This is a genomic window from Streptomyces inhibens (genome assembly GCF_003389455.1).
Lineage (GTDB): Bacteria > Actinomycetota > Actinomycetes > Streptomycetales > Streptomycetaceae > Streptomyces > Streptomyces inhibens.
This window is the reverse complement of sequence record NZ_QUAC01000092.1, coordinates 1-19,792: the sequence shown is the minus strand read 5'-3', so window position 1 is coordinate 19,792 and position 19,792 is coordinate 1. Positions and strand designations below refer to the sequence as shown.

At 69.6% G+C, this 19,792-nt stretch carries 20 protein-coding genes and 1 pseudogene; 17 read left to right on the top strand and 4 right to left on the bottom strand.

Annotation, left to right across the window (positions count from 1 at the left end; genetic code table 11):
• Window positions 1–42: 42 nt before the first annotated feature.
• Together DY245_RS12510 and DY245_RS12505 are read right to left on the bottom strand one after the other, a co-directional pair.
• Window positions 43–1,386: a D-arabinono-1,4-lactone oxidase gene (locus tag DY245_RS12510; protein ID WP_128506680.1), complete on the bottom strand. Its 1,344-nt coding sequence runs from the start codon at window positions 1,384–1,386 to the stop codon at window positions 43–45.
• Window positions 1,387–1,594: 208 nt separating this feature from the next.
• Entirely contained in the window at window positions 1,595–2,869 is a 1,275-nt protein-coding gene (locus DY245_RS12505) for an MFS transporter (RefSeq protein WP_128506678.1), read from the bottom strand.
• Between the two features lie 180 nt (window positions 2,870–3,049).
• Here DY245_RS12505 and DY245_RS12500 point away from each other — a divergent pair, with 180 nt between their 5' ends.
• Window positions 3,050–4,204, top strand: a complete 1,155-nt coding sequence (locus DY245_RS12500) for a ferrochelatase (protein WP_128506676.1) — start codon at window positions 3,050–3,052, stop codon at window positions 4,202–4,204.
• Between the two features lie 101 nt (window positions 4,205–4,305).
• The gene (locus tag DY245_RS12495; RefSeq protein WP_128506674.1) at window positions 4,306–5,151 is read left to right on the top strand and encodes an inositol monophosphatase family protein; all 846 of its coding nucleotides are present in this window, start codon (window positions 4,306–4,308) and stop codon (window positions 5,149–5,151) included.
• An 81-nt stretch (window positions 5,152–5,232) separates the two neighbouring features.
• Here DY245_RS12495 and DY245_RS44310 read toward each other — a convergent pair whose 3' ends face one another.
• Window positions 5,233–5,409 (bottom strand): hypothetical protein, encoded by a 177-nt coding sequence (locus DY245_RS44310; RefSeq protein WP_181923649.1) that lies wholly within the window; start codon window positions 5,407–5,409, stop codon window positions 5,233–5,235.
• Window positions 5,410–5,731: 322 nt separating this feature from the next.
• On the opposite strand from DY245_RS44310, the gene DY245_RS12490 reads away from it, so the two are divergent.
• The 5 genes and pseudogenes from DY245_RS12490 to DY245_RS12475 all read left to right on the top strand — a co-directional run bounded on the left by DY245_RS12490 (window position 5,732) and on the right by DY245_RS12475 (window position 9,392).
• Window positions 5,732–6,385 carry a response regulator transcription factor gene (locus tag DY245_RS12490; RefSeq protein ID WP_006602630.1) on the top strand — a complete coding sequence of 218 codons (654 nt, stop codon included), beginning with the start codon at window positions 5,732–5,734 and terminating at the stop codon, window positions 6,383–6,385.
• A 6-nt stretch (window positions 6,386–6,391) separates the two neighbouring features.
• Window positions 6,392–6,844, top strand: a pseudogene (locus DY245_RS46190) (two-component sensor histidine kinase); the annotation flags it as partial.
• Between the two features lies 1 nt (window position 6,845).
• A partial coding sequence (locus DY245_RS12485) for a sensor histidine kinase (RefSeq protein ID WP_244943001.1) occupies window positions 6,846–7,690 on the top strand: 845 nt, incomplete at its 5' end.
• Window positions 7,691–8,216: 526 nt separating this feature from the next.
• The gene (locus tag DY245_RS12480; protein WP_003982531.1) at window positions 8,217–8,519 is read left to right on the top strand and encodes a DUF4193 domain-containing protein; all 303 of its coding nucleotides are present in this window, start codon (window positions 8,217–8,219) and stop codon (window positions 8,517–8,519) included.
• Between the two features lie 12 nt (window positions 8,520–8,531).
• Window positions 8,532–9,392: a hypothetical protein gene (locus DY245_RS12475; protein ID WP_425329376.1), complete on the top strand. Its 861-nt coding sequence runs from the start codon at window positions 8,532–8,534 to the stop codon at window positions 9,390–9,392.
• Window positions 9,393–9,424: 32 nt separating this feature from the next.
• Here the strand turns inward: DY245_RS12475 and DY245_RS12470 are convergent, their stop codons facing one another.
• A complete protein-coding gene (locus DY245_RS12470; protein ID WP_128506670.1) occupies window positions 9,425–9,868 on the bottom strand; it encodes a DUF3093 domain-containing protein in 444 nt (147 codons plus the stop codon).
• 58 nt (window positions 9,869–9,926) lie between these two features.
• Here DY245_RS12470 and DY245_RS12465 point away from each other — a divergent pair, with 58 nt between their 5' ends.
• The 10 genes from DY245_RS12465 (at window position 9,927) to DY245_RS12420 (ending at window position 19,737) form a co-directional block, all read left to right on the top strand.
• Entirely contained in the window at window positions 9,927–10,520 is a 594-nt protein-coding gene (locus DY245_RS12465) for a PaaI family thioesterase (protein ID WP_128506668.1), read from the top strand.
• Window positions 10,517–11,038 carry a dUTP diphosphatase gene (dut, locus tag DY245_RS12460; protein WP_128506666.1) on the top strand — a complete coding sequence of 174 codons (522 nt, stop codon included), beginning with the start codon at window positions 10,517–10,519 and terminating at the stop codon, window positions 11,036–11,038. Before DY245_RS12465 ends, dut begins: the two co-directional genes overlap by 4 nt.
• Window position 11,039: 1 nt before the next feature.
• Window positions 11,040–11,807 carry a DUF3710 domain-containing protein gene (locus DY245_RS12455; protein WP_128506664.1) on the top strand — a complete coding sequence of 256 codons (768 nt, stop codon included), beginning with the start codon at window positions 11,040–11,042 and terminating at the stop codon, window positions 11,805–11,807.
• Between the two features lie 326 nt (window positions 11,808–12,133).
• The gene (gene kdpF, locus DY245_RS12450; protein WP_016575741.1) at window positions 12,134–12,223 is read left to right on the top strand and encodes a K(+)-transporting ATPase subunit F; all 90 of its coding nucleotides are present in this window, start codon (window positions 12,134–12,136) and stop codon (window positions 12,221–12,223) included.
• Window positions 12,224–12,230: 7 nt separating this feature from the next.
• Window positions 12,231–13,907 (top strand): potassium-transporting ATPase subunit KdpA, encoded by a 1,677-nt coding sequence (kdpA, locus tag DY245_RS12445; protein ID WP_128506662.1) that lies wholly within the window; start codon window positions 12,231–12,233, stop codon window positions 13,905–13,907.
• Window positions 13,908–13,939: 32 nt separating this feature from the next.
• Window positions 13,940–16,039: a potassium-transporting ATPase subunit KdpB gene (gene kdpB / locus DY245_RS12440; RefSeq protein WP_128506682.1), complete on the top strand. Its 2,100-nt coding sequence runs from the start codon at window positions 13,940–13,942 to the stop codon at window positions 16,037–16,039.
• A gap of 5 nt (window positions 16,040–16,044) precedes the next feature.
• Entirely contained in the window at window positions 16,045–16,713 is a 669-nt protein-coding gene (kdpC, locus tag DY245_RS12435; protein WP_128506660.1) for a potassium-transporting ATPase subunit KdpC, read from the top strand.
• A 292-nt stretch (window positions 16,714–17,005) separates the two neighbouring features.
• Window positions 17,006–18,184: an alginate lyase family protein gene (locus tag DY245_RS12430; RefSeq protein WP_128506658.1), complete on the top strand. Its 1,179-nt coding sequence runs from the start codon at window positions 17,006–17,008 to the stop codon at window positions 18,182–18,184.
• Between the two features lie 233 nt (window positions 18,185–18,417).
• Complete coding sequence (locus DY245_RS12425; protein WP_128506656.1) at window positions 18,418–19,173, top strand: ABC transporter ATP-binding protein; 756 nt, start codon at window positions 18,418–18,420, stop codon at window positions 19,171–19,173.
• Between the two features lie 111 nt (window positions 19,174–19,284).
• A complete protein-coding gene (locus tag DY245_RS12420; RefSeq protein WP_128506654.1) occupies window positions 19,285–19,737 on the top strand; it encodes a nuclear transport factor 2 family protein in 453 nt (150 codons plus the stop codon).
• Window positions 19,738–19,792: the final 55 nt, after the last annotated feature.

The window sequence follows — 19,792 nt, the reverse complement described above, 5'->3', positions numbered from 1 at the left end:
CGGTGTCCCCTCAGGGCACCGGGTCGCGGCCGTCGTCGTCGGTCAGTCGCCCAGCACCCGCCGCAGATACGCGTTGGCGAACCGGCGCTCCGGGTCCAGCCGGTCGCGTACCGCGGTGAACTCGCCGAACCGCGGATAGGCGTCGGCCAGATAGCCGGCGTCGCGGGTGTGCAGCTTCCCCCAGTGCGGGCGCCCGTCGTGCGCCGTCATGATCCGCTCGGCGGCCGCGAAGTACGCCTCGAAGGGTGTCCCGCGGTACATGTGTACGGCGATGTAGGCGGTGTCCCGGTCCGAGGCGGTGGACAGCGCGAGGTCGTCGGCCGGCGCGGTGCGCACCTCCACGGGGAAGCTGACCTTGAAGTTCGAACGCTCCACCAGCGCCTTCAGCTCACCCAGCGCAGCGACCGCGGCCGCGCGGGGCAGCGCGTACTCCATCTCCACGAACCGCACCCGGCGCGGCGAGGTGAACACCTTGTAGGGGATGTCGGTGTACGTACGGGCCGACAGCGCGCGGCTGGAGATCTTGGCGATGCCCGGTATGGCGGCCGGCACCGCCCGCCCGACAGTGCAGGCGAGCTGGAAGACACCGTTGGACAGCAGCTCGTCCTCCACCCAGCCGCTGACCTTGCCGGACGGCGCGGCGGGGCCCTGGCTGCGGTTGTTGCGCTTGGTGTTGCAGCTGCCGGTGTGCGGGAACCAGTAGAACTCGAAGTGCTCGTTCTCGGCGACCAGCTCGTCGAACCGGCCCGTCACCTCGTCGAAGGGCATCGGCTCCTCGCGGGCGGTCAGCAAGAACTCCGGCTCCACGGCGAAGGTGAGCTCGCTGATCACGCCCAGCGCGCCCAGGCCCAGCCGCGCCACGGCGAAGACGTCCGGGTTCTCCTCGGCGGAGCAGGTCAGGACGGAACCGTCGGCGGTGACCAGTTCGAGGGCGGTGATCTGGGCGGCGATCGATGCCGAGTCGCGGCCGGTGCCGTGGGTGCCGGTGCTGGTCGCCCCCGAGACGGTCTGCTCCATGATGTCGCCCATGTTGGTCAGCGACAGCCCGTGCGCGGCCAGCGTCTCGTTGAGGTGCTTGAGCGGCGTACCGGCGGCCACGGTCACCGTCCCGGCCTCGCGGTCGATCTTGCGTATCCCGGTCAGCCGCTCGGGGCGTATCAGCAGCCCGTCGGTGGCAGCCGCCGGGGTGAAGGAGTGGCCGGTGCCGACGGCCTTGACCGTCAGCCCGTCCGTGGCGGCGGCGCGGACCGCGGCCGCCAGCTCCTCGGTGCTCGCCGGGGCCACGCTGCGGGCGGGGCGGGCGGTGACATTGCCCGCCCAGTTGCGCCAGGGTCCGGCTGTCGAGCCGCGCCCTCCCGAGCCGCCGACGGCGTTGCTGACTGCCATGGTGACGTCCCCTCCCTCCGCGCGGGCCGGCCGCGTTCGGCCGCCGTTGGTGTGAGCGCATGATGTCAGTCACCGACGCGACGTCCAGAGGGGGTGACGGGAATCACATGATCATGGAATCGGCCGGAATCGCCCGGCTCCTGGACATGTCGTACCGCCGGTAACTCGCCGGCGGGTGGCGCGAGTCGGCGCACTGGGCCGGACGGCGCTATGCGACGCGTTCCTCGCCCTGCCGCTCGGTGGCCGGGGCGCCCTGGGTGGGCAAACCCCCGGCCGCGGCCGGACCTGCCACCGGAGAGCCGGGCTGCGGACGGAGCCATCGGTAGCCCGCGAACGCCACCAGGGCGGCGAGCACACCCGCCGCCCCCGGCACCAGATAGCCCCGGGCGGCCCCGGCGGCGTCCACCACCCAGCCCGCCGCCGACGAACCCAGCGCGACGCCCACCGCCAGACCGGTGCTGGTCCAGGTCATGCCCTCGGTCAGCTTCGCCCGCGGCACATGCTCCTCGATCAGCGCCATCGTGGTCACCATCGTCGGCGCGATGGACAGCCCCGCGATGAACAGCGCGACCGCCAGCAGCGGCAGTGTGCCCACCAGTTGGAGCGGCACCATGCTCACGGCCATCGCGCACACCCCGACCACCCAGCGGCGGGAGGCATGCCCCTTGAGGTGCAGCAGTCCGAAGACGGCACCGGCGGCACACGAGCCCAGCGCATAAACGGCCAGCACCAGACTGGCCGCGGCCTTGTGCCCGACCTCCTCGGCGAACGCCACGGTCACCACGTCGATCGCCCCGAAGATCGCGCCGGTCGCCACAAACGTCACCACCAGCACCTGCAGCCCTCGCGAGCGCAGCGCCGAGCCCTTGGCGTGCTGCTCACGCGGATGCGGTATCGGCTCCGTACGACGCTGCGCCGTCAGCCAGAAGACACCGGCCGCCAGGAAGCCGGCGGCCAGCAGCGGCCCGGCTTCCGGGAACCACGCCGTGGACAGGCCGATCGACAGGATGGGCCCGATGATGAAGCACATCTCGTCGACGATCGACTCCCACGAATACGCCGCGTGCAGCATGCGCGGGGAGCCCCGGTAGAGCTCCGCCCAGCGCGCCCGGATCATCGAGCCGACGCTCGGCACACAGCCCACACAGGCCGCGAAGACGAACAGGATCCAGTCCGCCCAGCGCTGCTGCGCGCTCAGCAGCAGACCGGCGACCGCGGCGATCGAGACCAGGGTCGCCGGGCGCAGCACCCGGCGCTGGCCGTGCCGGTCCACCAGCCGGGAGATCTGCGGGCCGATGACCGCGGCGGACAGCGCGAGGGTCGCGGACAGCGCGCCCGCCAGGCCGTAGCGGCCGGTCAGTTGGGAAACCATCGTGACGATCCCGATGCCCATCATCGACAGGGGCATCCGGCCCAGCAGTCCGGCGGCGGAGAACGACTTGGTGCCGGGGCGGCCGAAAATGGCGCGATAGGGACTGGGCAACGGGGCGCTCCGCCGGATCGAGGACCGAAGATCGGTAAGGAATGTCTGTGGCCGATACAGCTTACGGGCGGTGCGACACCCGGCGCCTCCGAGTTTCGGTCACCGCACCGGGACCGGCGGCCCGCCTCCGCGCCGGGACCTGCCCGCCGCATCCGGGGGAAGGGTGGCAGGATCGATGGCATGCCCGAACAGTGCGACCCCCGCCCTTATGACGCCCTGCTGCTGCTGTCCTTCGGCGGCCCCGAAGGCCCCGACGACGTCGTCCCGTTCCTGGAGAACGTCACCCGCGGCCGCGGCATCCCCCGAGAGCGCCTCAAGGAGGTGGGTCAGCACTACTTCCTGTTCGGCGGCGTCAGCCCCATCAACGCCCAGAACCGGGAACTGCTGGACGCGCTGCGCAAGGACTTCGCCGAACACGGCCTGGACCTGCCGGTCTACTGGGGCAACCGCAACTGGGCGCCCTACCTGACCGACACCCTGCGCACGATGGTCCAGGACGGCCACCGCCGCATCGCCGTCCTCGCGACCAGTGCCTACGCCTCGTACTCGGGCTGCCGGCAGTACCGCGAGAACCTCGCCGACGCGCTCGCCGCCCTGCAGGCCGAGGGCCTGCCGGTGCCGCAGGTCGACAAATTGCGGCACTACTTCAACCACCCCGGCTTCGTCCGTCCGATGATCGACGGCGTGCTGGCATCCCTCGCCGAACTGCCCCAGGAGGCACGGGACGGCGCCCATATCGCCTTCACCACGCACTCCATCCCGACCGCCGCCGCCGACACCTCCGGTACGCCCGCCGACCACACCCAGGACGGCGAGGGCGGCGCGTATGTCGCCCAGCACCTGGACGTGGCGCGGGTGATCGCGGACGCGGTGCGTGCGGAGACCGGCGTGGACCACCCCTGGCGGCTCGTCTACCAGTCCCGCAGCGGTGCCCCGCACATCCCCTGGCTGGAGCCGGACATCTGCGACCACCTGGAGGAGCGGCACGCGGCCGGTGTCCCCGCCGTTGTCATGGCCCCCATCGGGTTCGTCTCGGACCACATGGAGGTCAAGTACGACCTCGACACCGAAGCCACCGCCAAGGCCGCCGAACTGGGACTGCCGGTCGTCAGGTCGGCCACCGTGGGCGCCGACCCGCGGTTCGCCGCGGCCGTCCGTGACCTCCTCCTGGAGCGCGCCGCGACCGAACGGGGCCTTGCCCCGGAGCGCTGCGCACTGGGCGCGCTCGCCGCCGGCCACGACCTGTGCCCGGTCGGCTGCTGCCCCGCGCGGGCACCGCGCCCGGCCGCCGCCGGCGCCGACTGGCGGGGCCCGGTCGCGGAAGCCCCCGTGTAAGCCCGTACGCCCCCCCGCACGCCCGTACGTACGTCCGCGTGAAGCCCGCACGCCCGCGCCGGCCGTACGCCCGACCACCGCTCGTCCGAGCAAGGAGCATCGTGCCCGACCCGCTGCACCCCGACGCCGCGCCGACCGACCCCACGCAGACCGAAGCGCTCTACGACGAACTCCTCGGGCTGGCCCTGGAGGCCGCCCGCCGTGCCGGGACGCTGCTGCGCGACGGCCGGCCCGCCGACCTCGGTGTGGCCGCGACCAAGAGCAGCCCCATCGACGTCGTCACCGAGATGGACATCGCCTCGGAGAAGCTGATCACCGGCTTCCTGGGGGAGCGCCGCCCGGACGACGGCTTCCTGGGGGAGGAGGGCGCCAGCACCGACGGCACCAGCGGCATCCGCTGGGTCATCGACCCCATCGACGGCACCGTCAACTACCTCTACGGCCTGCCGTCCTGGGCCGTGTCCATCGCGGCCGAGAAGGACGGCGAGGCGGTCGTCGGGGTCGTCGCCGCCCCGATGCGCGGCGAGACCTACCAGGCCGTCCTGGGCCGTGGCGCGTTCAACAACGGCGAGCGCCTCCACCACCGGCCCGCGCCGCCGCTCTCCCAGGCGCTGCTGGGGACCGGCTTCGCCTATCTGGCCGAGCGCCGGGCCGCCCAGGCCGAGGTGCTGCGCACCCTGCTGCCGCAGGTCCGTGACATCCGGCGGGGCGGCTCGGCCGCGATCGACCTGTGCGATGTGGCCTGCGGCCGGCTCGACGCCTACTACGAGCGCGGCCTGAACCCCTGGGACCTGGCGGCCGGCGCGCTGATCGCCCGCGAGGCCGGCGCGCTCACCGGCGGCCGGCCCGGACAGGCGGCCTCCCACGAGCTGACCCTCGCCGCCTCCCCGGCCCTCTTCGAGCGGCTCCAGCCGCTCCTGGACGAGCTCGGCGCCTGGCACGACTGATCCGCCCCGTATCCGGGCGCGACAGCGCCCCGGCACCATCCCCTGGATGCCGGGGCGCTGTCGTCGTACGCCGGCGAACGGTCAGGCGGTGCTGACCGCCCCGTAACGCACGCCGTGCTCGGTCGCCAGGCGCTGCAGGTCTTCGAGCTCGGCCTGCTCGACCTCGGCGAGGAAGTCATCGCCCGCAGCGCGGGCCCGGTCCAGATCGGCTTCAGTGTTCTCTATGCGCTGCAAAATGCCTGCGGTGAACGCGTCCATGTGCGCCCCCTCGTCGTGGGTCGGTGGCACGGGGGTGTGCCGACGGGTGGGTCGATCACGGCGTAGCCCCTGCGATGGTTCAGTTCATGGCAAGTTGCCAACTAAACAGGGCGTGATCGCGGGTGTGCAGTCGTCCTCCCCACGCGCACCCTCAGGGAAACCTCAACCCGCCCAGGAATCCCGCCCCTAGGGCGCCACGGCCCTGCCCTCCACCCCCGCGGCACCCCTCTTACCTCCGGTTTATGGCTCTTCGGGGCAGGATGGAAGGGCTCTGAGACATTGTTGTGCCTGCCCGAAAGGGCTCTGAGGAAGGACTAGCGACGTGCGTGTTCTCGTCGTCGAGGACGAGCAGCTGCTCGCCGATGCTGTGGCCACCGGACTACGCCGGGAGGCCATGGCCGTCGACGTGGTCTACGACGGCGCTGCCGCCCTGGAACGGATCGCGGTCAACGACTACGACGTGGTCGTGCTGGACCGTGACCTTCCGGTCGTCCACGGTGACGATGTCTGCCGCAAGATCGTCGAGCTGGGGATGCCCACCCGCGTGCTGATGCTCACCGCCTCCGGCGACGTCAGCGACCGCGTCGAGGGCCTGGAGATCGGCGCGGACGACTACCTCCCCAAGCCGTTCGCCTTCACCGAGCTGACCGCCCGGGTGCGCGCCCTGGGGCGCCGTACGACCGTCGCCCTGCCGCCCGTCCTGGAGCGGGCCGGCATCAAGCTCGACCCCAATCGCCGCGAGGTCTTCCGCGACGGCAAGGAGGTCCAGCTCGCACCGAAGGAGTTCGCGGTGCTGGAGGTCCTGATGCGCAGCGAGGGCACGGTTGTCTCGGCCGAGCAGCTCCTGGAGAAGGCCTGGGACGAGAACACCGACCCGTTCACCAATGTCGTACGGGTCACGGTCATGACGCTGCGCCGCAAGCTCGGCGAGCCCGCGGTGATCGTGACCGTCCCCGGCTCGGGATACCGGATCTGACCGGCGATGCCTTCCCTGCCCTCGTTCTCCAAGGCGGCCACTCCGCCGCCGCCCATGCCGCCCAAGCCCACCTGGGATCCCCGGCCGGTCAATGTCCGGCCGTTCCCGTGGCTGCGCCCCACGATCCGGATACGGCTGACGCTGCTGTACGGCGGCATGTTCCTGATGGCCGGCATCGTGCTGCTGACGATCATCTACATGCTGGCCGCTGACGCGCTGCACGACGGCAGTGCGCTGCCGCTGAAGATCCTCGGCGGCAAGTTCCAGTCGACCAGTGACATCTGCGACCTGCCCACCGAGACCTCCGGGCAGCTGCTCCAGGAAGCCGTCAACCAGTGCCTCCAGCACCAGCGTGCGGTGGCCCTCAACAGCCTCCTCAACCGCTCCCTGCTGGCCCTGCTCGGCCTCACCATCGTCGCCTTCGCCTTCGGTTACGCGATGGCCGGCCGGGTGCTCTCGNCCTTCGGTTACGCGATGGCCGGCCGGGTGCTCTCGCCGCTGGGGCGCATCACGCGCACCGCGCAGCGGGTGGCGGGCTCCGATCTGCACCGTCGGATCGAGCTGGGCGGGCCCGACGACGAGCTGAAGGAGCTCGCCGACACCTTCGACGAGATGCTGGACCGTCTGGACCGGGCCTTCGAGTCGCAGCGTCGCTTTGTCGCCAATGCCTCGCACGAGTTGCGTACGCCGCTGGCGATCAACCGGACGCTGCTGGAGGTCCAGCTCGCCGACCCGGACGCGTCGCCCGAGCTCGCGCAGCTCGGCAAGACGCTGCTGGCCACGAACGAGCGCAGTGAACAGCTCGTGGAGGGCCTGCTGCTGCTCGCCCGCAGCGAGAACAGGGTCGTGGACAAGAAGCCGGTCGATCTGTCCGAGGTCGCCTCGCAGGCCGTCGACCAGGCCCGCGAGGAGGCGCAGACCAAGGGTCTGGAGCTGCGGGGGGTCCGCCAGCAGGTTTTCGTCCAGGGCAATGGTGTGCTCCTGGAGCGGATCGCGCTCAATCTCGTCCAGAACGCGGTGCGCTACAACATCCCCGAGGACGGCTGGGTCGAGGTCACCACCGAGCCGCAGCCCGGCTGCGCGGTGCTGGTGGTCACCAATACGGGACCGGTGGTCCCCGCCTACGAGGTGGAGAACCTCTTCGAGCCGTTCCGGCGGCTGCGTACCGAGCGGACCGGCAGCGACAAGGGCGTCGGCCTGGGTCTGTCCATCGTGCGCTCAGTGGTGCGCGCACACGACGGCACGATCACGGCCGAGCCCCGTGAGGGCGGCGGACTCGTGGTGCGGGTGGTCCTGCCGCTCTGAGGCGGGCCACAGGGCGGTTGTACGGCCGCTGGGGCCGCTGTGCGCCCCGCCGGGCGGTCGTCGGACATCTGTGCGTACGATCGCCCGTCTCACGGTCGTACACCGTCTCGCCTGCCGGTTTGACGAGAAGGGGGGTGGGCGTGGATCCTTCGCCGAGTTCGCTTTGCGCGGAATTGCGCCGGTCCGCACGCCGGCCTTCGCGTGTGTGATCGCTCACAGACGCGAATTTCCAGCCATCTACGCTCCGTGATCAAAATACCCGGTGGAATGCCGGGGAAGTCCGGGTTTCCGGAGGGTCAGATCACGGGAAGTACAGGTGATGGGCTGCGCGAGGTGCGACATTCGGACCGTGTACGGTCCTGATCGCCATCCAAACCGATCACCTCTTCAGGGGTGCGGTTGGGTGTCGATTGAGTAACAGACCTTGATGTGAGGCAAAATCTCCGCCTCAGGTCGGGCACAAGTCCGGCCTCTCACGCGTTACGAGCGCTGAGACACCGCAGACACCCAGAGGGGGAGAGCGAATATGGCTACGGATTACGACACCCCACGCAAGACCGATGACGACCTCAACGAGGACAGCATCGAAGAGCTGAAGTCGAGGCGGAACGACAAGTCCGCGTCGGCCGTCGACGTCGACGAGTTCGAGCAGGCCGAAGGCCTGGAGCTGCCTGGCGCCGACCTGTCCAACGAAGAGCTCGCCGTGCGCGTGCTGCCCAAGCAGCAGGACGAATTCACGTGCATGAGCTGCTTCCTGGTCCACCACCGCAGCCAGCTCGCTGCGGAGGACAAGAACGGGCAGCCGATCTGCCGCGACTGCGCGGCCTGACCGGTCTACGCCGTGGCAGGCGTGAACCCGTTCCGTAAGGGCCCCAAGGGCGCCAAAGGCCCGGCGGCCGGCGCACGATCACGCGAGGAAACCGCGCCCGTGCCCGCCGACCCGACCGCCCTTCCTGCGGAACGGACGACCGGTGCACCGCAGGAGCGAGGCCGCAGGGCCTCGCTCGCGGCCGCGGTCGGCCGCGGTGCCGGGACGGGCGGCCGGGTGCGGGCAGCGATCGCCACGATCGCCGACCACATCATCGACACCGCCCCGCGGATCCCGGTCCGCGACCTCGCCGCGCTGCGCGCCCAGTTCCCCGGTCTGACCCCCGAGGACCTGGCCGACAAGCTCGTCGCGGGCGCCTGCGCGGGCACCGCGACCGTCGGAGCGGGCGTGGGCGCGGCAGCGATGCTGCCCGTACCGCCCGCCATGCCGGCCGAGCTGGCCGCCGAGGTCACCGGCGTGGCCTCGGTCGAGATCAAACTGATCGCCGAGCTGCACGAGGTCTACGGGCTGCGGCCCGCGGGGAACTTCCGGCAGCGCGCGATGGCCTATCTGGCGTCCTGGACGGAGGAGCGGGGCATCGACATCGCCAATCCGGCCTCGCTGAACTTCGCCCTCGGCGGGCAGATGAAGCGCGAACTGCGCCAGCAGATCATGAAGCGCACGCTGCGCAACCTCCCCAACCTCACGCCGTTCCTGGTCGGCGCCGCCGTCGGCGCGTTCATGAACCGCCGCGACACCAGAAAACTTGCGGAAAAAATCCGCAAGGACCTTCGCGCCGGGCAGGTCCCCTGGGACGCTCTCCCCGACTCCGCGCCGGCCGCCCTGAAAGACGGCAGGCGGGCCAGGAAGGCCCCGCCCCCACCAGGCGGCTGAAGAGGGCTCCCCAGGCCCCCACGCGCCGCTGGTCAGCCGCGTACGGCCACCAGCGCCGCCACCAGCCGCTCCGGCTCCCGCGTCGAGAGATACGCGTACGGCGTCGGGTCCTCGGGGTCCGTGATCTCCACCCGTACCGCGGTGCGGATGTAGCTGCGCAGCAGCATGAACGCACGGGCGTCGGCCTTGTGCGTACGCCAGGCCAGCGCCTCCGCCTCGTCCAGCGCCCGGGCCTCGCCCAGCGCCGTCGCCGGGATCTTCGCGTCGCCGGCGATCAGCGCACCGCCCACCACCCTGATCCGCGCCGAGCCGTACGTGCTCACCGCCACCGCGGACAGCGCGGCGCCACCGATCAGCCCGCCGAGCATCGGGAGCGTCCCCACCGGGAGCAGCATCAGGGCGCAGGCGACGCCGACCAGCGCGGCGATCACCCACCAGGAGCGGGGCGCGGTGAGACGTTCTTCGTACGACTGCATGACTCCAGCTTGGCACGGCGGCGCAGGCCCCTTACGCGCGCGGGTAGGGTCTGCACTCGTGAGTGGAACTGACGAACCCAGGGCGCGGCTGACGCCACCGACGGACGCCGTCGCTCCGGTCCGGCATGCCGACGCGCCGGCGCCCGGAGATCTCCTCGGCGCGCACTACGACCGCTGCTTCGGCTGCGGCACGGGCCAGCCGCACGGGCTGCACCTGGAGGCGCGGGCCGGCGAGGGCGTGAGCGTACAGGCGGAGTTCACCGTCAAGGAGGCCCACCAGGGTGCGCCGGGTCTGGCGCACGGCGGAGTGCTGGCCACCGCGCTGGACGAGACGCTCGGCTCGCTGAACTGGCTGCTGCGGGTGATCGCGGTGACCGGCCGGCTGGAGACCGACTTCGTACGGCCGGTGCCGCTGGGCACCGTGCTTCATCTGGACGCGCGGGTCACCGCGGTGCACGGGCGCAAGATCTACTCGACGGCCGTCGGGCGGATAGCCGGTCCGGACGGCGAGGTCGCGGTGCGCGCCGAGGCCGTCTTCATCGAGGTGAAGGTCGACCACTTCATCGACAACGGCAGGGCCGAGGAGATCCAGGCGGCGATGGCCGACCCGGACCAGGTCAAGCGAGCGCGTGCCTTCGAGGTGAACCCGTGAGTCAGGTACGGAATCCGGTGGATGTGCTGCTGCGGCGGCTGGACCCGGACGTGCCCGTTCCGTCGTACGGACATCCCGGCGACGCGGGCGTGGATCTGGTGACCACCGAGGCCGCCGAGCTGGCGCCGGGGGAGCGCGCCGTGCTGCCCACGGGGGTGTCGATCGCGCTGCCCGACGGGTACGCCGCTTTTGTGCACCCGCGGTCGGGGCTGGCCGCGCGCTGCGGGCTGGCGCTGGTGAATGCTCCCGGGACGGTGGATGCCGGGTACCGTGGAGAGATCAAGGTGATCGTGGTCAATCTGGACCCGCGCGAGAGTGTGCGGTTCGAACGATTTGACCGGATCGCCCAATTGGTCGTCCAGCAGGTCGAGAAGGTGCGCTTCCACGAGGTGGCGGAACTTCCCGGCTCGGCGCGGGCCGAGGGGGGATTCGGTTCCACCGGCGGTCATGCGGCGGTGGGCGGCTCCACGGGCGGGAATGAATACGCATCGGTCGGTGCCGACCGGGAAGGACAGTGACGTGTTCGGACGTCGCAAGAAGAACGAGGCTCCTGAAGAGTCGGCCAAGGACACCCTGCTCGACGACGAGCAAGCGGTGACCGACGCCGACGAGGACAAGGCGACGCAGCAGCGGCTCAACCTTCCGCCCGCGCCGCGCCCCGACGGCCCCTGGGACGCGTCGGAGGTCTCCCAGCCCGCAGAGGGCCGGGTCGACCTCGGCGGTCTGTTCGTTCCCGGGGTCGAGGGCATGGAGCTGCGGGTGGAGGTCGCAGGGGACGCAATCGTCGCCGCGACGGTGGTGCTGCAGGACAGCGCCGTACAGCTGCAGGCTTTCGCCGCCCCCAGGAACGAGGGCATCTGGGGCGAGGTCCGCGAGGAGATCGCCGCGGGCATCACCCAGCAGGGCGGTGTCATCGACGAGGTCGAGGGCCCGCTGGGCTGGGAACTGCGCGCCCAGGTACCCGTACAGCTGCCGGACGGCACCAACGGTGTGCAGGTCGTGCGCTTCGTCGGTGTCGACGGCCCCAGGTGGTTCCTGCGCGGTGTGATCTCCGGCCAGGGCGCGGTGCAGCCGCAGGCCGCCGGCGTGCTGGAACACATCTTCCGGGACACGGTCGTCGTCCGTGGCGAAGGCCCGATGGCGCCGCGTGACCCGATCGTCCTGAAGCTGCCGGACGACGCCCAGATGGTGCCGGACGGTGTGCAGCAGGAGTCGGTCGAGCAGTCGCGCTTCGGCGGTGGCGTGGAGCACCTGGAGCGCGGACCGGAGATCACCGAGATCCGCTGAGCACATATCGCGCGGCGAAGCGGCGCGAAGACGTCCGCTTCGCGGCCTGATAACGACGGTCGTAAGGGCCCGTGCCCCCTTGAGAGGGGCGCGGGCCCTTGTCGTTTATGCAGGTCAGATCCAGATGCGTATGAAGTTCGTCAACAGAGCGCTAATGGCCGTAAGGGAGGCGTCAACAGTGTTCAAGCCGCGTCGGAAGGACGCTTTGCTTTGGGGGTCCTAATCCCCATCATCTAGGAGCACACGATGGCCGACGTGGCCTTCGTCGTTGTCACGGTCGCGGTCTTCGCGCTGGTGGCTCTCGTCGCCAAGGGGGTGACGAAGCTGTGACCATCGAAAACATCGTCGGCCTGATCGTTGCCGTCGCCCTGCTGGGATACCTGGTCCTCGCTCTCGTCTTCCCGGAGAGGTTCTGAGAGCCCTATGAGCCCCGTTCTCGCAGGCGTGCTCCAGCTGATAGCGCTGACCGCCGCACTGGCCCTGGCCTACCGTCCCCTCGGCGACTACATGGCCGCCGTCTACAGCTCCCCCAAACACCTCCGCATCGAGAAGGTCATCTACCGCTGCATCGGCGCCAACGCCGACACCCAGATGCGCTGGCCTGCGTATCTGCGCGGCGTCCTGGCGTTCTCCGTGGTGGGTGTGCTCTTCCTCTACCTGCTGCAGCGCGTCCAGGGCGGCCTGCCGCTGTCCCTCGGCTTCGCCTCGATCAGCCCGGACCAGGCGTTCAACACCGCGGCGTCATTTGTCGCCAACACCAACTGGCAGTCCTACAGCGGCGAACAGGCCATGGGCCACGTCGTGCAGACCGCCGGCCTCGCGGTGCAGAACTTCGTCTCCGCCGCCACCGGCATGGCCGTCGCCATCGCCCTGGTCCGCGGCTTCGCCCGCTCCCGCACCGGCGACCTCGGCAACTTCTGGGCCGACCTGGTCCGCGGCACCGTGCGGGTGCTCGTCCCGATCGCCGTCATCGGCGCCATCGTCCTGGTCGCCTGCGGCGCCATCCAGAACTTCTCCGGCATCCACGGCGTCGGCCAGTTCATGGGCGGCTCCCAGCAGACCAACGGCGGCGCGGTGGCCTCCCAGGAGGTCATCAAGGAGCTGGGCACCAACGGAGGCGGCTACTTCAACGCCAACTCCGCCCACCCCTTCGAGAACCCCAACGCCTTCACCAACCTCTTCGAGATCTTCCTGATCCTCGTCATCCCGTTCGCGCTGACCCGCACCTTCGGCAAGCTCGTCGGCAACGTGAAGCAGGGCTACGCGATTCTGGCCACGATGGGCATCATCTGGCTCGGCTTCACCGCGCTGATGATGTGGACCGAGTTCGCGCACGGCGGCCCGGCCCTGCAGGCCGCGGGCGCCGCCATGGAAGGCAAGGAGACCCGCTTCGGCGTCGGATCCTCCGCGATCTTCTCGGTGGCCACCACCCTCACCTCCACCGGCGCGGTGGACTCCTTCCACTCCTCGTTCACCGCATTCGGCGGCGGCATCCAGCTGCTCGGCATGATGCTCGGTGAGATCGCACCCGGTGGTGTGGGCTCCGGCCTCTACGGCATGCTCGTGATGGCGATCATCGCGGTGTTCCTCGCCGGGCTGATGGTGGGCCGTACGCCCGAGTACCTCGGCAAGAAGATCGGCACCCGCGAGATCAAGCTCGCCGCCTGCTACATCCTCATCACCCCGACGCTGGTCCTCGGCTTCACCGCCGCCTCGATGGTGCTGCCGGACGCGCTGGGCTCGATGCTCAACACCAAGGCGCTGGGCGCCGGTTCGCACGGCTTCTCCGAGGTGCTGTACGCGTTCACCTCCGGCGCCAACAACAACGGCTCCGCCTTCGGCGGCCTGAACGCCAACACGCCCTGGTACAACACCACGATCGGTCTGGCCATGCTGCTCGGCCGCTTCCTGCCGATGGTGTTCGTGCTCGCACTGGCCGGCTCGCTCGCCGAGCAGAAGCCGATCCCGGAGACCGCGGGCACCCTCCGTACCGAAAAGCCGCTCTTCGCCGGGCTGCTCGTCGGCACGATCCTGATCATCACCGGTCTGACGTACTTCCCGGCGCTGGCCCTCGGGCCGCTGGCGGAGGGCCTGTCATGACCGCCCCCGTGAAACCGGAGGAGCCCGGCTCCATGTCCACCGCCACTCCGACTCGCGCTCCGCACCAGGACGTCCCGAGCGGGCACAAGCCCGGCGACGGCCGCGTGGGCGGCGGTCTCTTCGACCCCAAGCAGCTGATCAAGTCCTTCCCGGACGCGATACGCAAGCTCGACCCGCGGGTGATGGTCAAGTCCCCCGTGATGTTCGTGGTCGAGGTCGGCTCCGTCCTGACCACGATCTTCGCCCTCAAGTCCCCCTCGGACGGGTTCGGGTGGGCGATCGCCGCCTGGCTGTGGCTGACCGTCATCTTCGCCAACCTGGCGGAGGCGGTCGCCGAGGGCCGCGGCAAGGCGCAGGCCGACACCTTGCGCAAGGCCAAGACCGACACCGTGGCGCGCCGGCTGAACGGCACTGCCGAGGAACAGGTGCCCGGCACCGAACTGCGCATCGGCGACCTGGTCGTCTGCGAGGCCGGCGACATCATCCCCGGTGACGGCGATGTCGTCGAAGGTGTCGCCTCCGTTGACGAGTCCGCCATCACGGGTGAGTCGGCTCCGGTCATCCGCGAGTCCGGTGGTGACCGCTCCGCGGTGACCGGCGGTACGAAGGTGCTCTCCGACCGCATCGTCATCAAGATCACGACGAAGCCCGGTGAGACCTTCATCGACCGGATGATCAACCTCGTCGAGGGCGCCGCACGGCAGAAGACCCCCAACGAGATCGCGCTGAACATCCTGCTCGCCTCGCTCACCATCGTCTTCCTGCTCGCGGTCGTCACGCTCCAGCCGTTCGCGATCTACGCCGGCGCCGAACAGCCCATGATCGTGCTGCTGGCGCTGCTGGTCTGTCTGATCCCCACGACGATCGGCGCACTGCTCTCGGCCATCGGCATCGCCGGTATGGACCGGCTCGTCCAGCGCAACGTCCTGGCCATGTCCGGACGCGCCGTCGAAGCCGCAGGCGATGTATCGACATTGCTGCTCGACAAGACCGGCACCATCACCCTCGGCAACCGCCAGGCCGCCGAGTTCGTCCCCGTACGCGGTACCACCGAGGCCGAGGTCGCGGACGCCGCCCAGCTGTCCTCGCTGGCCGACGAAACGCCTGAGGGCCGCTCCATCGTCGTCCTCGCCAAGGAGAAGTACGGGCTGCGCGAGCGCCACCAGGGCGAGTTGGAGCACGCCGAGTGGGTGCCGTTCACCGCGCAGACCCGGATGTCGGGTGTGGACGTCGACGGGCGCAAGGTCCGCAAGGGCGCGTCCGGTTCGGTCGTCGCCTGGGTCAAGGAGCGCGGCGGCACGGTCGCCGACGACGCCCAGCAGCTCACCGACTCGATCTCGCAGGCCGGCGGCACCCCGCTGCTGGTCGCCCTGGAGGACGAGGGCGGTCCGCGCGTCCTGGGTGTCATCCACCTCAAGGACGTCGTCAAGGACGGCATGCGCGAACGCTTCGTCGAACTGCGCAAGATGGGTATCAAGACCATCATGATCACGGGTGACAACCCGCTGACGGCCAAGGCCATCGCCGACGAGGCGGGCGTGGACGACTTCCTCGCCGAGGCCACGCCCGAGGACAAGATGGCGCTCATCAAGCGTGAGCAGGCCGGCGGCAAGCTCGTCGCGATGACCGGTGACGGTACGAACGACGCCCCGGCGCTCGCGCAGGCCGATGTCGGCGTGGCCATGAACACCGGAACCTCGGCCGCCAAGGAGGCCGGGAACATGGTGGACCTGGACTCCAACCCGACCAAGCTCATCGAGATCGTCGAGATCGGCAAGCAACTCCTGATCACCCGGGGCGCGCTGACGACGTTCTCGATCGCCAACGACGTCGCCAAGTACTTCGCGATCATCCCCGCGATGTTCGCGGTGGCCTACCCGGGCCTGGACACCCTCAACATCATGCGGCTGTCCAGCCCCAACTCCGCGATCCTCTCGGCGATCATCTTCAACGCGCTGATCATCGTCGCGCTGGTGCCGCTCGCCCTCAAGGGCGTGCAGTACCGGCCGGTCAGCGCCGACAAGATGCTGCGGCGCAACCTCGCCGTCTACGGGCTCGGCGGACTGATCGCCCCGTTCATCGGCATCAAACTCATCGACCTGCTCATCTCCCTCATCCCCGGAATCGGGTGACCGTCATGAACAACTCCGTACGCAACACCGCCCGGTTGATCGCGGCGGGGCTACGTGCCCTGCTCGTACTGACCGTGGTCTGCGGGGTCGTCTACCCGCTGGTGGTCACCGGAGTGGCGCAGGCGGCCTTCCCCGGCAAGGCCAACGGGTCCGAGGTGAGCTCCCACGGCAAGGTCGTCGGCTCGTCACTGCTCGGTCAGCGCTACGACAAGGGCAAGGACAAGCACGGGAATCCGATCCCGGACCTGAAGTTCTTCCAGCCGCGCCCCTCGGCGGGACTGGGCAGCAACAAGACCAACGGCGTCAACACCCAGTACGACCTCCAGGTCTCCGGAGCCTCCAACCTGGGCGCCACCAACACCGACCTCGTCAAGGCGGTGCAGGAACGCAAGAAGTGGGTCTCCGAGACGTACGACGTCCCGGAGTCGAAGGTTCCGGCGGACGCGGTGACATCCTCCGGCTCCGGCCTCGACCCGGATATCTCCCCGGAGTACGCCCAGTTGCAGACCGGCCGGGTCGCCAAGGAGAACCACCTCCCCGCGAACACGGTGGAGAAGCTGGTCAAGGACCACACCGACGGACGCCTCCTCGGCTTCATGGGGGAACCGCGGGTGAACGTCCTGGAGCTGAACGTCGCTCTCAAGGACCTGGTGCAGAGCGGGGGCAGGGGCTGACCCACCACATACCGGGCGGCCTTCGAGGAGAAGTAATCCTCGAAGGCCGCCCGGCCCTTTGCGCCCTTCACCCTCCTTCGGAATCCGAACCACCCATCGGGACAAGGCGGTTGATTACCCCACTCTCCGGCGTCAGTTGTTGACGCCACCCCTCGACGCCGAGTCTTGACGCCGCGATGGCTTGCCCTTACGTTCCCCAGCCATCGCAGGTGTTCACGTCAACGCCTGCCGTTCATGTACGAGAACAGCTCCCGTCCATCGAGCCTCTCGACAGGAAGGCACCCACCCCCCCATGCGCAGAGAGCTCACCCTCGTCGTCGGCGCGCTGCTCGGCGCCCTGACGGCAGGCCTGCTCGCAGGCGCCCCGTCCACCGCGGCGCCGGCCGCCTTCACCCACCCCGGCGTCCTCGTCGGCACCGCCCAACTCGACCTCACCCGCAGCAAGGTCAACTCCGGCGCCCAGCCCTGGAAGAGCGCCTTCGACACCATGATGGCGAGCACATACGCCTCGCTGTCGCGCACCCCCAAGCCCCGCGCCATCGTCGAATGCGGCTCGTACTCCGACCCCAACCACGGCTGCACCGACGAACGCGAGGACGCCCTCGCCGCCTACACCTTCTCGCTGGCCTGGTACATCACCCGCGACAGCAAGTACGCCGACAAGGCGATCCAGATCATGGACGCCTGGTCCGGCACCATCAAGGACCACACCAACGGCAACGCCCCGCTGCAGACCGGCTGGGCCGGCTCCACCTGGCCACGCGCCGCCGAAATCATCCGCTACACCTACAACGGCTGGCCCAAGGGCCGCATCGACCGCTTCGCGGGCATGCTGCGCACCGTCTACCTCCCCAAGGTGATCAACGGCTCCCACAGCAACGGGAACTGGGAGCTGAGCATGATGGAGGCGGCCGTCGGCATCTCCGTCTTCATCGAGGACAAGGCCTCCTACGACAAGGCCATCGCCACGTTCCGCGCCCGGGTGCCCGCATACATCTATCTGAAGTCCGACGGCGGCCTGCCCAAGACCGCTCCGGGCAGTGGCCTGAACACCCGCGACAAGATCATCAAGTACTGGCAGGGACAGTCCACCTTCGTCGACGGCCTCACCCAGGAAACCTGCCGCGACTTCACCCACACCGGATACGGCCTGTCGGCCATCTCGCACATCGCCGAGACCGGCCGCCTCCAGGGCCAGGACCTCTACCCCGAGGTCGCCGACCGGCTGCGCCACGCACTCGGCTTCCAGGCCACCTACGAACTGGGCACCGCCCCGCCGTCATGGCTGTGCGGCGGCAGCGTCAAGCGCGGCCTGGGCCCCGTCACCGAGGTCGGCTACAACGCACTGCACAACCGGATGCATTACGCCATGGCCAACACCCAGAAGCTGACCGAGCGACAGCGACCGGCCGGCTCCAACAACCTTTTCGTCGGCTGGGAGACCTTGACGCATGCGGAAAACCCCAGCTGATGCGGGGGTTGGTTCGGGGCTGATCCCGAACCGATCCGGAGGTGATCCCGGGCTGTGCCGGGTCGATCCGGAGCGGATCCGAGAGTTATCCACAGGCGTTGCCTGCCGAAGTGAGCGGTACGCATACTGACGCAACCGGCAGGCAACGCGAGTACGGCTGACCAAGCGGTCAACACGGCAACTTGCTGTCAAGTCAATGCAGTTGGCGCATGAAGGAAGTGGGGGAGCGGACCATGAACGACGGGGGAAGCGCATCCGGCAACGGGGTGTACGCGGGGACGGCGGTCGCTGATGCGACGCGGGCCGGCGCGATGGTTGTCGTCGAGGACCTGCACCGCAGTTACGGCACCGATGCCGGCGCCGTACACGCGCTGCGCGGGGTGTCGTGCGTCGTCCCGCGCGGCGAACTCGTCGCCCTCCGTGGGCGTTCCGGATCCGGCAAGACGACTCTTCTCAATCTCATAGGCGGCCTGGACGTCCCCGACTCGGGGCGGATCACCGTCGACGGCACGCCGCTGGCCGACCTCGGTGAGAGCGGGCTGCTGGAGATGCGCCGCGACCGCATAGGTTTCGTCTTCCAGTCGTTCGGGCTGATACCGATACTCAGCGCCGCCGAGAACGTCGGTGTCCCGCTGCGGCTGCGCAAGGTCCCACCGCGCGAGCGCGAGGAGCGCGTCGCACTCCTGCTGTCCCTGGTGGGCCTCGCCGACCATGTCGAGCAGCGGCCCGGCGAACTCTCCGGCGGCCAGCAACAGCGCGTCGCCATCGCCCGCGCACTCGCCAACCGGCCCGCGCTGCTCATCGCCGACGAGCCGACCGGGCAACTGGACGCCGAGACCGGCATGGAGGTGATGGAGCTGCTGCGCGCCGTCGTCCGCAGCGAGGGTGTCACGGCCCTGGTCGCCACCCATGACGCCAACCTCCTCGGCCTGGCCGACCGTGTCCTGGAGCTGAACGATGGGGTGATCACGGAGGAGGGCGAGAGCTGAAGGGAGAGGTCTGAGCCTGCCGGGTTCGTGTCTGCCAAGTCCGTTCCCACGAAGCCCTGTTGACGCCGCGAGCAGTGCATCCAGCAACCCTCTGAACGGAGTCTCGCCGCTATGTCCCGCACCGCCTCGGCCGCTCTCAGCACCCGCGAGATATTGGACCGTTTTCACCGCGCGATGCTCGACAAGTCCGCGGATGACCTGGCAGATCTGTATGCGCCTGACGCAGCGCACGAGTTCCCGTTCCTCTTCCCAGGTATGCCGGAGCGCTACGAGGGACGCGAAGAAGTCCGTGCGGGGTACAGGGCGGCCTGGGGTGTGAGTCGGGCGGCGCCGCAGGAGATACAGGAGATATGTGAGGTCGTGGTCCACGAGAGCGTCGACCCCGAAGTGATCACCGTGGAGCAGACGGTGTGTGGAGTGGTGACGACGACCGGTGAGTCGTTGAGCTTCCCAGGCCTCCTGGTGCTCCGGGTGCGGAACGGGCTGATCGTGCATGCCCGCGACTACATGGACGGCGTCCGCGTCGCCCACACGACTGGCCGCCGTTGCCGCCAGCTTGGGTGACGGCCAGTAGGGCTGCTTGTTCCGGGGGCGGCTGCTCTTGTTTCGGGGGCGGGAG

Excerpts from the sequence above, each read along its gene's own strand:
- DY245_RS12510 (WP_128506680.1), bottom strand. The coding sequence starts at position 1,386 with ATGGCAGTCAGCAACGCCGTCGGCGGCTCGGGAGGGCGCGGCTCGACA.
- DY245_RS12500 (WP_128506676.1), top strand. The coding sequence starts at position 3,050 with ATGCCCGAACAGTGCGACCCCCGCCCTTATGACGCCCTGCTGCTGCTG.
- DY245_RS44310 (WP_181923649.1), bottom strand. The coding sequence starts at position 5,409 with ATGGACGCGTTCACCGCAGGCATTTTGCAGCGCATAGAGAACACTGAA.
- DY245_RS12480 (WP_003982531.1), top strand. The coding sequence starts at position 8,217 with ATGGCTACGGATTACGACACCCCACGCAAGACCGATGACGACCTCAAC.
- DY245_RS12470 (WP_128506670.1), bottom strand. The coding sequence starts at position 9,868 with ATGCAGTCGTACGAAGAACGTCTCACCGCGCCCCGCTCCTGGTGGGTG.
- kdpA (WP_128506662.1), top strand. The coding sequence starts at position 12,231 with ATGAGCCCCGTTCTCGCAGGCGTGCTCCAGCTGATAGCGCTGACCGCC.
- kdpB (WP_128506682.1), top strand. The coding sequence starts at position 13,940 with ATGTCCACCGCCACTCCGACTCGCGCTCCGCACCAGGACGTCCCGAGC.
- kdpC (WP_128506660.1), top strand. The coding sequence starts at position 16,045 with ATGAACAACTCCGTACGCAACACCGCCCGGTTGATCGCGGCGGGGCTA.
- DY245_RS12430 (WP_128506658.1), top strand. The coding sequence starts at position 17,006 with ATGCGCAGAGAGCTCACCCTCGTCGTCGGCGCGCTGCTCGGCGCCCTG.
- DY245_RS12425 (WP_128506656.1), top strand. The coding sequence starts at position 18,418 with ATGAACGACGGGGGAAGCGCATCCGGCAACGGGGTGTACGCGGGGACG.
- DY245_RS12420 (WP_128506654.1), top strand. The coding sequence starts at position 19,285 with ATGTCCCGCACCGCCTCGGCCGCTCTCAGCACCCGCGAGATATTGGAC.